7 protein-coding genes and 1 pseudogene are annotated in these 13,942 nt (G+C 52.4%); 2 read left to right on the forward strand and 6 right to left on the reverse strand.

Annotated features, from left to right (window positions below):
* The first annotated feature begins 264 nt into the window (after positions 1-264).
* Positions 265-1,815: a dockerin type I domain-containing protein gene (locus tag ACKI3C_RS11720; protein ID WP_407405259.1), complete on the forward strand. Its 1,551-nt coding sequence runs from the start codon at positions 265-267 to the stop codon at positions 1,813-1,815.
* 85 nt (positions 1,816-1,900) lie between these two features.
* On the opposite strand, the gene ACKI3C_RS11725 is transcribed toward ACKI3C_RS11720, so the two are convergent.
* A complete protein-coding gene (locus ACKI3C_RS11725; RefSeq protein ID WP_407405261.1) occupies positions 1,901-2,974 on the reverse strand; it encodes an acyltransferase family protein in 1,074 nt (357 codons plus the stop codon).
* Positions 2,975-3,095: 121 nt separating this feature from the next.
* On the opposite strand from ACKI3C_RS11725, the pseudogene ACKI3C_RS11730 reads away from it, so the two are divergent.
* Positions 3,096-3,641: pseudogene (locus tag ACKI3C_RS11730) on the forward strand (NUDIX hydrolase); the annotation flags it as partial.
* Positions 3,642-4,047: 406 nt separating this feature from the next.
* On the opposite strand, the gene ACKI3C_RS11735 reads toward ACKI3C_RS11730, so the two are convergent.
* The 5 genes from ACKI3C_RS11735 to ACKI3C_RS11755 form a co-directional block, all read right to left on the reverse strand.
* On the reverse strand, positions 4,048-4,785 hold the full coding sequence (locus ACKI3C_RS11735; protein WP_407405263.1) for an energy transducer TonB: 738 nt from the start codon (positions 4,783-4,785) through the stop codon (positions 4,048-4,050).
* Between the two features lie 196 nt (positions 4,786-4,981).
* Positions 4,982-6,109 (reverse strand): AAA family ATPase, encoded by a 1,128-nt coding sequence (locus tag ACKI3C_RS11740; RefSeq protein ID WP_407405265.1) that lies wholly within the window; start codon positions 6,107-6,109, stop codon positions 4,982-4,984.
* Positions 6,110-6,265: 156 nt separating this feature from the next.
* Complete coding sequence (locus ACKI3C_RS11745; RefSeq protein ID WP_407405267.1) at positions 6,266-7,459, reverse strand: hypothetical protein; 1,194 nt, start codon at positions 7,457-7,459, stop codon at positions 6,266-6,268.
* A gap of 81 nt (positions 7,460-7,540) precedes the next feature.
* Positions 7,541-13,027, reverse strand: coding sequence for an alpha-2-macroglobulin family protein (locus ACKI3C_RS11750; RefSeq protein WP_407405269.1), 5,487 nt, complete (start codon positions 13,025-13,027; stop codon positions 7,541-7,543).
* Positions 13,028-13,149: 122 nt separating this feature from the next.
* Positions 13,150-13,809 (reverse strand): SPOR domain-containing protein, encoded by a 660-nt coding sequence (locus ACKI3C_RS11755; protein WP_407405271.1) that lies wholly within the window; start codon positions 13,807-13,809, stop codon positions 13,150-13,152.
* Positions 13,810-13,942 lie beyond the last annotated feature (133 nt).

The following is a 13,942-nucleotide window of genomic DNA, read 5'->3' on the forward strand; positions in this document are numbered from 1 at the left end:
CCTCTCATGTCCTCTCTATTCCTCTCTATTCCTCTCTATCCCTCTCTATCCCTCTCCATTCCTCTGTGACCTCAAAACTTTCTACTCTCAATGTTGCCTCTTTGTTTTTTTTTGATTATATTTGCAATATAAAACCAATTAATTCAAATAGTTATGCTAAAAAAACTACAAAAACTCATAGCCGCTGCTACATTAATTATTACCCCGGCTATGTTCACGTCTGTGGGAAACCTTTATGCGCAAGAAAGTGCACCTGAGAAACTTATGCTTATTACCGATTTACACCTGCTCAGCCCGTCATGTATGGTTAGCGGTGGTGCAAATCTACAAAAAGAAATCGACAACGATAACAAGATGTTTGACAAAGCCGATGATATCATGCAGGCTGTTGTCAATAAGGTTTTGACGGCTAAACCTGCCGGATTGCTCATCGCAGGTGACCTTACTAAAAATGGTGAGAAGGTTAGCCACAACGTGGTCGCTGCTCATCTGCAAAAACTGGTTGACGCAGGCATCAAGGTGTGGGTGATTCCCGGTAACCATGATGTGAACAACACCAATGCAAGGACTTTTTCAGGCGGCATGGTGCGCACTGCTGCTACTGTCACCAGTGCCGAGTTTGCTACAATTTATGCCAATATGGGATATAACGCTGCTGTGGAGCGTGACCCCAACTCGTTGAGTTATGTGTGCGAGCCCCTTCCCGGACTGTGGCTCATCGCCGTTGACGACAACTTGTGTAAAGAACGCGATAAGAACAGAGATCTCGAGGCCAATGGCATCAATGCTGCATCGCTCGCATGGATCCTTGCCAAGGCCGACGAAGCCAAGGCAAAGGGAAAGCAGTTGATGACCATGATGCACCACCAGCTCATTCCTCACATCGACGATCAGGAATCACTGCTGGGTGACGCTATGGTTGCCGACGTAGAGAATATACGCTCTCAGTTCCTTGCTCACGACATGCAGCTCTTCCTCACTGGCCACATCCACATCTCAAATGGCTCAACTTGGTACAACAGCGACAAGAGCAAGTCTATCGTCGAGGTAACCACTGGCTCGGTAATAGCTTATCCCTGCCACGTGCGCAACATCACTATGAATGCCGAGCGCAATGCCATCTCTTTCACAACCGACAAGCTTACCAAAACCCCTGGCGACTCTAACTTCGCCTCTACGGCTCTCAGCCGTGCCAAGGCAAGCAGCCGCGCCACAGTGAGCAGCATCATTTGGCACAACTGGGACGAAATCGGCAGCCTGTTTAGCGACTATGGCATCACTCTCTCGCAGGAAGATTTCACCGAGGCTTGCGTGCAGGGTCTGGGAGATGTGATTTCCGAACTTAATATCACTATGAGCAATGGCAATGAGCAGAAGTCGGGCGTTACTCCATCTTCAATCAGCAGGAAGCTTGACACCGGTGTGGATGCAACTTGCGACGTTCTCCTTGCCGACCAAAACTTCCTCGTGAAGATGATGGCGAAGAGCGTGGCTAAGGGCCGCTTCCACGACATGCTCGACGAGGCAATGAACAGCGCGCTCACCGATTGCACTGGCGTGGGCACTAGCCGCTCTAACGTCACCGATGACCTCACACTCACAGTATCACTCCCCACACCCAAGAAGGTTACTCTCAAAGGCGACGTGAATGGCGATGGCGAAGTCGATGTGACCGACATCAATAACGTGGTGGCTATTGTGCTGGGTGACCAACCTGCTTCTAGCTTTGAAGGCCGTGGCGATGTGAACGGCGACGGCGAAATCGATGCAACCGACCTGAATGCAGTGATTAATGTTATCCTCAATGGACGATGAAATAATGTTCTAAACATATCACAAAAACAAATCAGGGTCTCGCCTCAATGAAGCGGGACCCTGATTGTGTCTATTAGTGATTCTTTCACCTCAGCGGTTTGCCCAGCATGAGGAAACCGAGCACACGGCTGCATTTGATCAGCCGCATAACGAGCAGCGTGATGCCGATGATGCACAGGGCCACCGCTGCCGAGATCACGGCGAGAGGCAACGTTGCCAGCCCCATGTCGGTGACAGGCTGGCGCAACATCGTGAGCGGGAACAGGAAGAAGTAATGGCACAAGTATATGCCCAGGCTCTCACTGCCCAGGTGGTTGAAGAAACGGGCAATCATGCTGGGACGGCATCCCTCGCCATATTCATGGTTGCTCCATGGCTCAATCATGGCAAGCGCCACCACCATGAGGCATGCGTGCATCACGGGGATGCTAATGAACTCGGCATAGACAGGCAGCCATGGCAAGTCCCACGGATATACCACCGCATAGAACGACAGCGCCCCCACTGCAATCGCCGTGAGTAATGCCCACTCGCTGTGCCACAGGCGGTTAAACCCATCCTTGTGGCAGTGGGCAAACACGCCCATCATGAACACCGGGAAAAACCGTGCCAGCAGGCCCACTCCGGCAAGGTCCAGGTTAGCCTCCTCGTCGGCAAATGCCATCGACAGTGCCGCAAGGCCGCCATACACAATCGCTGCCACCATCACTTGTGCCCACAGGCGCTTGATGCGCGACATCACCACGCTCACGGGCCAATACACGATGCACAGCTGCATCAGGCACAGTGTGAACCAGTAGCCGTCTTTCCAGTAAGAACGGTACAGGTCGGGCAGATTGTCATGCAAGGGCGACTCCAAGTGGCTGTGCGGGAAATACCACACCCACAGCGCGCTCATCACCAAAAATGGAATGATGAGCTGCAAAAAGCGTTTGCCCAGCTTGGGACGTGCCCATCCGCCCTGTTCGGTGCCCTTGTAAGTCATGTAACCGCTGATGAAGAAAAACACAGGCATGTGCACCTGACCGATGAACTTGAACAAAAAAGCCGCATCCACACCACGTATGCACATAGTGAGCACGTGCCCCATCACCACCAGGAAAATTGCAATGCCCTTGAGCAAATCAAAGTAAACGATACGTTTTTTAAAGCCTGTCATATCAATATAGGGTTTCACGCCACGAAGTTACAACTTTCTGTGTAATCAGTCAAGTGTTTTGGATTTTATAGTTGTTGTTTGTTGAGAATTTATTACCTTTGCACTAAACAAGACTTATATCATGGCAAAGGAGATAAAGAAATGGACCACGCTTGAGAGCCGATACATAATTCAGCGGCCGTGGCTCACTGCGCGTGTCGATAAGGTGCAGCTGCCCAACGGTGTCATCAATCCCGAGCACTATGTGCTGGAGTACCCCGACTGGGTCAACATCATCGCTATCACCACTGGTGGCGACATGGTGATGGTGCGTCAGTACCGCCACGCTATGGACACAGTGATGGTAGAGCTGTGCGCAGGCATGTGCGAGGACGGCGAGACACCCGAGCAGAGCGCACGTCGAGAGTTGCTTGAAGAGACAGGTTATGCCGGCGGCGAGTGGCAGGAGATAATGACGATAGGGCAGAATCCCAGCATCTGCGACAACATCACCCACTGCTTCCTTGCCGTGGGCGTGGAGCGTGTGGCAGGGCAGTCGCTTGACGAGAGCGAGGACATCGAGGTGCTGCTCATGTCGCAGCGCGAGGTGCTCGACATGCTCACCCGCAACGAGATGCTGCAAGCGCTCATGGCAGCCCCGCTGTGGCGTTACTTTGCCACCCACAACGTGCCCGAGCCTGTGAAGCAGAAGGTTGCCGCTCCCGCCCGCAAAATCGTGGTGCAGTTTGACTACTACAACAGCAGCGGAGCCAGCGGCAGCGACAGTTACCGCTTTGCCTCGCAAGAGGAAGCCCAGGCCAAGTTTGACGAAATGCGCGACATGATCGACGAGAGTTTCCCCGATGGCGACGACATCGAGACCGTCAACGAGCCCGACTTCTACGGCAAACGCATGACCGAGACCGGCTCCTACGCCCGAGTGTATTTTGACTGATGTGACCTCTGTAATAGGAACCCCCCGCACGGATTTTACTGATCTTACCTAATATTTAAATTTAATATCTTCGAGATCCGAGAGATCTGCGCGGGGTCCGCAAAAAACTCTATTGGTTTATAGAGTTACTTTTGAGTGATTACTTCTCTATTTTGAACTTTACTGGCAGTGTGTACCACACCGATACTTCTATGCCGTTAATCTTGCCAGGGACGAACTTGGGCATGCTTTTTACCACACGCACGGCCTCGGCGTCGAGCTGGCTGTTAACGCTGCGCACCACCTTGACGGTTCCCACCGTCCCGTCGTCCTTCACCACAAATTGCACTATGACTCGGCCTTGTATAGAATCCTTAGATGCTTGCTCGGGGTATCGTACGTTCTCCGCGAGATACCTCATCATTGCTTCCTCTCCGCCGGGAAATACAGGCATCTCATCTACACTCCTGTACACGAAATTTTTGTCCCCAGTGGGGATGTCGGCAACTTCCTCCACCATCTGGTACACGGGGCTTTCTTTAATAGCAGGGACTTTTCCTTCAACCAGTAGGGGTATTTCACCTTCTACCGCTTCGGTCGTGTCATATACCTCGCAGTTGCTCTGGTCTGCGCTTGTTTTGATTGGCCGTGTCGCCTGGGCATTGGTGCACGAAGCAACCGACAGCCCCAGTCCTGTCACCACGACCGCCTTGCCCAGCATGCTGCGCAGCGACAGCTCGTGTTCAAGATATTTCACCTCGGCCTCGCAAGCGGGGCATGTGCCCGCGCAGTTGCCCTTGTGGTGACACTCGGTGGGGGAGTAGGCGATACCATTAGCCTCGGCAATCTGCCGCCGCACCTTCTTCAGCTCATTGCATATTTTCTTGCCCTGTTCCATAGTGGTAAATTTAGTTGATTTTTCACTTGCAAAGTTACTGCTCCCTGATGACCCCCGCAAGAAAAACACCAAAAAACTGATATCATTTCATGTTTTGTAAACCATTGATAATTAGTTTTATAAGAAATAAAAATCTAATTCACACCAATACCCCAAAAACGAAGCAACAAAACGTGGCTATAACAGCAAAGGTAGATTACATGTTTAGATAGTGGGCAAGGAAAAAATCATAGATGTAGTATGTTTTGTTTTCACAAGCCACAATTTCTTTCTCGAGAAGTCCCTTCAAGGCCGATTGGACCGAACTAGCTGATGGCAGGTTGTGCTTGCGTATGAATGCACCTGATGTTACGTTACTCACCTTCCCTTCCACAGCAATAGCTTCCAACAGCATTTTCTGCTTTAACGGTATTATTGAAAGCTGTTCTTTGAAAAATGCGCTTTGCGACAATATTATGTTTTCTCGCGCTATGCCAATCATTTTTTCTGTGCAACATTCGCCTTTGTCGGTGATGGCATATAACTCATTCATCATCATGTGCATATACCATGTGTAACCCTCATATTTGTCGTATATTGCTTCGACAACTTCGCGTTGCAGTTGTTTGCCGTTGTGTTCGAATTGATGCTGGCAAAAGTCGGCGTAAGTCTCGCGTGCTATGGGGGCGAGCATCATGTGTATGCAGCTTTGGTAAAAAGGCCTTGATGGAGATGCAAACATTTGCGCCATCATGTGTTGCTTACTGCCAGCATAGATGAAGCGCGTGTTGTGGCAACGTTGTATGTGAGTGCGTAATATTGCCTCTACATTCTTCTCGCCATATAGTGCAATCTGCTGAAACTCGTCAATGGCTACAATACAGGGGCGGTCGGATGTTTCGAGGTAGTTGAAAATTTGTTCTAGACTTGTTTCGGGTTGCTGAATCTGTCCTAGTCCGATGTTGAACGATGGCAGTCCGCTGATAGGGTCGATGCTAACCCCGGCATTGAGAGATGAAATGACGGTTGCAAATCTTTCCCACCATTTTTCGCTGGTTGGTTTGAGCCGTTTGAATATTTCGGTTGCAATGGCCTTTACCATCTCGGCAAGCGAGCTAGTGGAGTACAGATCAATGAAAAATGTGTTGTAGTTGTCTTTGATTTCTTCGTTGTTGAAGAAGTGATGTATCAACCCTGTCTTCCCCATGCGTCGAGGCGACACTAATGAGACATTGCGTCCATTCTCAATGTGTTTGCACAATGCTTTGACTTCCTGTTCACGGTCGCAGAAATATTCCGGCGAAATATATGTCCCGATGACGAACGGATTCTTTATTGTAGTCATAATTATTATGGGTATAATTATTATAAGTATAATAAAACAATGCAAAGTTACACATTTTCTCTAAAACTACCAAATATATTTAGGTGGGTTTAATTAATGTAGCCATATCGGCATGCGATGCACACCGATATGGCTATATCGTTGTTGACATGTCGATTACTTATTGAATTTCCAGCGTGAGAACTTGGGGTGAGCTTTTAGGGGTTCTGATACGTTGGAGTCAACTTGAGTGCCGTCAACTTTGAAAATAGCAAGGTCGGGGCAGTTAACGAAGCTCTCGGGAACCTTTCCGCCCAGGTCGGGGTTCTTGCTCAGGTTGAGGTTTCTCAACTTGGGGCAGTTGCCCAACTCTTCGGGAATGCTGCCGGTCAGATTGTTGTTGTTGAGCTGCACGGTGGTCAGTTTGATGCAGTTGCCCAATTCCTTGGGGATGCTGCCTGTGATGAAGTTCTCATACACGTCAAACTGTTTCATGTTGCCGGTAGTGAAGAACTCGGCGGGGATATTACCCTCAAGGCTCACACGGCACAGAATCACGTTCTCCAGACGGGTCATCTTTGCCACCTTGTCGGCAGGAATGGTACTGGGCTTGTCGGCAATATTGCGCAGGAACAGATACTTGAGGTTAGTGAGGTCCCACACCTCGGCGGGGAACTCGATGTTGCCCACATGGGCCTTGGTGAAGGTGCTGTTGTCAAGGATGAGGCTTTCCAGCATTGAGCACTTGCCCAGGGAAGCGGGAATGCGCTTTGTGGGATCGTTACCGCTTTTCCAGGTGAGTCTTCTTAACTTGGTCAGTTCTCCTATGTTCTCGGGCATATCGCCATTGACGTCCTCAAAGCACACCTCTACGAGCTTGGGCAGCGTGAGCAGCACGTCAAAGGGACCTTGCAGTTTGTTCACCTTGATTGTGTTGAGTTTGGGACAGTTGATTTCCTTGGGAAGTGTGTAGGTGCCCTTGCCGGCAATATACACGTCTATGTCAACAAGTTCGGGCAGTGTCCACACCTCGGCGGGAATGCACTGTGCTGCATCGGCTTCGCGGTCTTTATATCTCAACTTTAAATACTTGAGGCTTTTGAGTTCGCCTATGGCAGCAGGCAGGTAGCCTTTAATTTCGTCGGCGCGTAGTTGCAGGGCCTCTACATGCTCACCGGTGGCATCGGTTGTCACATCTTTCCATTCCTTGATGGGGGCATTGGTGTTCCATCCCTTGGCGTCATCGGCTTCCCATTCGGGGCCATTGAGGGCTTTGTAAATTGCCACGAGAGCTTCTCGCTCGGTCATGGCACGCATCGACAGTGAGCTCGCGAGGAGCAGTGCCACGATAAAAATAACATTTTTTTTCATTGTGAATTTTACTTTTTCAAAGTGGGGTGCACCGCAAGATGCGCCCCGTTAGGTTATTTAAATAGTTTTATAATTTCATTATCATTTCTCGATTTCAAGAGTAGTTCCAGCACTGTGGGCAGCGATTTGGGGGGCATACTGGCACTGGGCCGAGGCTACGCCTGCGCTGAACTTGCCGCGAGCGGTTACATACACGTCATACGAGATGATGTGGGTGCCCTTCATCAGGCTGGTGTAGAACGCGTTGGTCTTTGAGTCCTTGGTCTCAAGGTAGTAGTAAGTGCCGTCGGCATAACGATAGCCCGAGAGCTGGTCAACGGGCTCGAAGCATGAAGCACGCTCATCGACCACGGTGACGAAGTCAAGGTCGCGGTTGCACTTGATGACGGTGCGCACCTGCACCTTGTCGCCCACCTTGAGAGAGGTTGCGGGAACGAGCTTGCCGTCGGTGCCGTAGATGTAGTACTGCTTGCTGATAGACAGCTCGTCGATAGCCACCTGCGGTGTCTCGCTCATCTCGGCGCGGAACTGGTTGTAGATAGCGCCCCATGCGGGTGATGTGCCGTCGCGGTTGATGTTGATGACTGCGCCGGGTTGGCAGCTGAGTGTGCGGCGCACATATCCCAGATACTTCTCGGAGTCGGCAATGTCGAGTGCCTTGCCATCGACGGTGATGCTCACCTGGCTTGCGGGCTGCAGCCAGTCGGTACCGGTAGAGAGGATGCTGTAAACGGCATCGGCTGCGAGGCTCGATGAACCCCAGTCGTTGGTCTGCTTCATCAGGAGCATCCACTTGCGCACGCCGTCGATCTCGTCCTTGCGGTGGTCAACCTCGTTGAGTGCCTGGAGGATGGTTGCAGTGACTGCCACCTTGTCAAAGTAGCGCCAGCCGCTCTGCAGGTTGTCCCAGTAGGTTCCGAGTTCGGGCTTGGTGATGCTGAACTGGCGTATGCTCTCGGTGATGGCGGCAGCGGTCTTGTGCTCGCCGTTGCGCTCCATGGTGAGGGCAAAGTAGGCCTTGCCCGAAAGCGACAGACCCTTGTTCCAGTCGCTCTTCATTGCTTTGAGGGCGTTGTTGAAGAGGGTCTTGGCGTCCTTGTTCATCGCCACATCCTTGAACAGGGTGCGCACATAGACGAAGTCGCTGAAGCCGCTGTAGCTCTTGTCGCCATATTTCTTGCGCTCGTTGTAGATGCGCACTTGCTCCTTGTCGTACCATGCCAGGGCGCGCTTCACGGCCTTGTCGAGCTCGGCGTTCTCGGGCAGGTAGCCCAGGTGCTTGATTTCGCCTATGAGCTCGAGCACCTCGTGGGTGGTGTAGATGCTTGACTCTGAGCCGGGGTACTTAAACCAGCACCAGCCGCCGTCGGCGTTCTGGTTCTCGAGCAGCGCGTCAACCACCTTCTTGCGCTCTACTGCCATCTTCTCCTTGTCCATGAGGTCGCCAATGCGCGACATGCGCAGGGTCTGGCGGTCGCTCTCATTGAGCCAGGGCGAAGCCAGCAGGTTGCCTATCTTGAGGTCCTGGTTCTTGGCGAGCATCGACACGAGCACGCTGTCCTGCGGGTTAGCGTTCCAGTGGTCAACGGCCTCCTTAATCTTGGGATTAGCAGCGGCGATGCCCTGAGCCACGTCGATGGTGAAGAGCGTGTGGGCCGCATGGGTGCTAATCTTGTAGTTGTCGTCAAATATAGTGGGCAGTGCAGTGACGCAGTACCATGTGGGGTTGTCGCAGTACTCAAGTGTCACGCGTGCGTCGCGTGCGTTGCTGGGCACTGTCACGCTGTGGTTGTGCTCGTTCTGCTCGATGTAGAAGGGCTGGGTCTCGATGATGGGCTGAGTGCTTGCCAGCACGGGAACCATCACCTGCTCGCCGTCGCTGTGTTTGCCGCTGGCTGCCTTGATGCGGAAGCCCACGAATGCCAGTGACTCGGGCACGTCCCAGTCGATTGACACAGCATTGGTGCCGTTGGGCTGCAGTTGCTCGTCGAATTCCTTGGTAGCGACAACGTTGCCTGTGCGCGGGTCAAAGAGTTCGATCATGGCCTTTGCCTGGCGAGGTTCGTCGGTAGCGTTCATCACGCTTGCAGTGAGAGTAGCTTTGTCACCGGTGCGCACAAAGCGGGGCAAGCTTGCCTTCACCATCACTTCTTTTTGGGTGAGCACCTCGCGGTTGAAGCGAGAAGAGTAGAGTTCTTTATCCCAAGTGATACCCTGCACAATCCATGTGGTGTTGAACTGCGGAGCGTCAAATTCCACTACCAGTTCGCCCTGGGCGTTGGTGGTGAGCATGGGCTGCCACAGTGCGGTCTTCACATCGGCCATACGCATTGCCACGTTGTCGAGAGCGGCCTCGGTCTCTGCTTCACTCTCGTGAGCGGATGTAGCTCCGCGCACTCTAATCTTGCTTGCAGCACCGAATGTACCATTATCGGCTACGGCCTCCTGAGATTTGACACTTTCCTCTACCATTGCCATGGGTGCTGCCATCACGCGGCCACCTGCTGCTTTGCTATACATTCTGTTAGCACGGCCCAGGTAACCGAACAGACGCTGGTCGTACATGTAGAGGGCGGGGTATTCGATGGTTGCTGTATTCTTGCTGCTGCGTTGCCAGTCCTTTGACACCATTGTGCCGTAAGTCAGGTTTTGTCCGCTGATGCTGAACTTATAGCAGCGGCTCCAGTAGGGGTAGAAGCGCCATGTGTTGTCGGCAAGTGTGTTGAGTGCCTTGTCAAACATCTCAAGCATCACAGCCGCGTTGACGGGCTTGCCCTGCTTGTCGGTCACCTTGAATGTCCAGTGCTCGGGAGTGCCAGGCACGAGTTTGTCGCGGAACGATGTCGCCTCCATGTCGATGCGGCGCTCGCGAGCCTCGCAGGTAACATAGAGTGACTCATTATTTTCCTTGCTCTTGTAGTAGGTGTAGAGGGTGATGTTGAGTGCTTCCTCGTCGCGTTCGGGAACGGTGACGTTCACCGTGTGCATTCCGGGAGCGGTGTAGTGCAGCCACTCGCTGCGCTCCACGCCCTTGTGACTTGCCACCACCATGTAGATGTGGGCCTCGGGGATTGATGTGCCCACCAGGAACGAAGCCTTGCCGGCGTTGTCGGCCTTGATGTCGGTCTTGGGCAGCCACATTGCGCAGTCCTTGACGGGTGCCTGCTTGTCTGTCTTGCGCCACAGCACCAGGGTCATCTGGGCATCGGCATTTGTCTCGTCCTTGTCGGCTGCGAGGATGTGAGCTTTGAGTGTGTATTCGCCCGAGGGAACGGCGGTGAAGTCAACCTTGGGCTCGGCAGTGTCGAAGTTGCCGGTCTTCACGGTTTCCTTTGTCTCCTTGTTGATGAGCTCGTAGGTGCACACGACGCTCTTCTCGGTCTCGCTGGTAGTTTTGTAAGAGATGGGAATATCATAAACCTTCTCGTTGAGGAAGGTGTTGTTGTCGGGCATCTCAATGCCACGGCGGCTGCCCACGATGAACGACTTGCTTGCCTCGTGAGTCTCGCCGGCAGCGTTGGTACACTTCGCCTCAACGCTGTAGTTGTAGCGGCACCAGCGGTAATTGCCCTCGTTCTCGGGGAAGAGCGATGCGGGGAACTCCAGCTTGAAGTTACCCTGCGCATCGGTTGTCACGGTGGTGTCCATGAGCACAGTACCCTTGACTTTGGGCATGTAGTGACGCCAGTTCCATGACCACTCGTTCTTGCAGAGTGTCACCTTCACCTCGCTACCTGCTACGGGCAGACCCGAGTAGGTCTTGGCATTACCCTCAATCACCACAGGTTCCAGTGCCACGAAGGCGCTGCGCTGGGTGGTATAGGTGATGTCGAATGTAGGTGTCTTGTACTCGCTCACGTTGATGCGCTTGTAACCAATGGCATATCCACGAGAGTCGTCACCTTTGCTCACTTCAATCTTGAAACTGCCGTTGAGACGGTCGGTGGGGATGTCAAATGTGCCCTCGGCACGGCCAAACTCGTCGGTAGTTATCTGTGTGGTGGCAATCTCCTTGTTGTTGATGTCTTTGAACTTAACATTGAACTTGGCATTGGGTTGCAGGTCGCGCGAGTTGTCGCTGGTGTAGTAAGCCACGATTGCCCACTTCACCTTCTCGCCTGGGCGGTAGATTGCCAGGTCGGTGAAGATGTCAATATTGTTGCTCGAGCCACTGCCGAAGTTGTCGCGGTAGTAGCTCAGTGCATCGGCATACTTGTCGTTACCCTTAACGACCTTGATCTCGCAGCGCTCCACGTTGCCGGGGATAACCACCATGCCGTCTTTGTCGGTGGTTGCTTTGATGTGGATGTTGTCATATTTGTAGTCCATCGACACCTCCACGCCTGCCACGGGCGCACCGGTCGCGGGGTTGACCACGAACACCTTGTTCTGCTTGTCGCTCTGCTCCACGGTGAAGATTGCGAGGTCGCTCACTGTGAGGTCATCGCGCCAGTTCACGCTCTCGTCAATCTGTTCCTTGCCCTCGGCCATGTATGACGGAACGATGACATACTTGCCATAGTCAAGTCCATTAACCTCAACATCTTTCTCGCCTTCAAAGGGGATGGTGCCTTCAACATCAAGGTTGATGGTCTGCACTTTGTCGAGGCGATTGAGCGTGTAAGAGTAACTGCTGTTGCCTATCTCCTTGTCGGGTATGCGATACACGTTCAGGGTGAAGCGCTCCACGTTGCTATATTTCACTTTCATCTTGGCAGCTTCGCCCTTGGTGATGTGCTTGGGGTAGCCGAGGTTCACGTGCTTTGCCTCCATGTGGTTGATGGTGTTCTGCACGTTTGGGGCATAGACTCCGTTGGGGAAGCGTGAGAGGTAACCTTTCAGCTTGGCGTAGTCTTCCTTGTTGCTTGTCCAGTCAGGGAGCAACAGTCCGCAGTGCTCATTGTCGCGGTACTGCTCATACACCTCGTTGCGCTTTGAACCGTTGTATTTGTCCACGGCATAGAGGTAAGCAGGCACGCTGTTCGCCTTGGCGCTCTGCAGGTAGAATTCTTTAAGGTCGGTGTTGCTTGAATTTGCCATCACCTCGCTTGCGAGGAACAGGTACAGCGTGGGCACGTAGGTGGCACCCAGCCCGTTGCACTTGATGATATTGGGCAGGTCGGTCACCTTCACTGCTTCAAGTGCCTGGCGGTCGGCAACCGCGAGCTTGTAAAGTTCGTCGATCTTTACCTCAAATTGCGCTGCGGTCCACTCGCTGTAGTCCTTGCTGGGATTTTCGCCCTCCACATCCATGACCTCGCGCACATCGGCATGGCACATGTAGTCCTCAAAGACGCGAGCCTCAAAGTAGTAGAGCAGCGCCTTGTACTCGGGACGTTTTTCTTTCTTGATAGTAGCCTCGATGCGGTCGATGATCTCACCCAGGTTATCCTGGCTGATGCCGCTCTGGGCTATTGAATAACGGATAAGGGCGTCAACGGTGAGTTCGCCGTTGCCCTGTTTGAGCGCCGACTCGAGGTCGGCAAGTGCGTTTTTAGACACGTCTTTCGGATAGTTGAAGTCAACCGCTTTCTCCGCACCGTGCGAGAAGAATGAGAACCAACTCATAATGGTACAAAATATTAGTGTTAAAGAAAATTTGCGCATAGCAGTCAAATATTTTTCGTTAGGGGTTTTGGTTGTCAATATATGTTTAGACGGCAAAGTTGCCCTTTGGTTTAAGGTGGGCTTTACGGCAGGTTGAGTTTGCCGGCGAGGTTACCGCCCAGCATCACGCACTTGGCGGGGCCGTTGTGCTTCCACACCCACGCGTTCCATTCGCGTTCCTTCAAGAGCGCGACCATCTCGTCGGCCTCGTTCTTGGTCTTGTAGTGGTTCAGGCACAGGCGATACACCTTCTTGCCATTGACCGTGGTTTCGTATGCGGGGCATTCCATGCCGTCGGGGCAGGTTGCGGCAAACTTCTGCGCTGCATCAAGCGACGATACCGCCGAGATTACCACATAGTAGGCCGTTGCCCCGCTGGCAACCGAGGTGTAAGGCACGTGGCTCTCATCCGAGTCGCCCTTGGCAACGAGCTTTGCCTGTCCGTGCGACTGCCACACCCATGCCTCGGTGCCATAGCAACGCTTGTATTCGCTGGCATAGAGTTGTGCGTCGCCCTTGCTGGTAAACACCTGGGGACAAATGCGGTAAGCCTGTTTACCATTCGCAGTCACTTCATATATGGGATAGACAGCATCGTTAGCCTGTGTCGCCTTTTGGGCCTTGGGCAGACTGCTATAACTGCCTGTTACCACATAGTAAACATTCCTTGCAGATTGTGCCATTGCATTGCTAGCCATTGCAGCAACCAATATCAAGATGAGAGAATAAACTAGTCGTTTCATAATAGAAATTATTAGATATAAAATTTAAACAGCTTCTAAAAACACAAAGGTAATGAATTTTATTGTAAATCCCATCCCCAATCCCCTAAAAAAGTGAATTTATCCCCCAAAAAGCATGTTAACCACCCCCCAT

The organism is Sodaliphilus sp. (assembly GCF_045598405.1).
Taxonomy (GTDB): domain Bacteria; phylum Bacteroidota; class Bacteroidia; order Bacteroidales; family Muribaculaceae; genus Sodaliphilus; species Sodaliphilus limicaballi.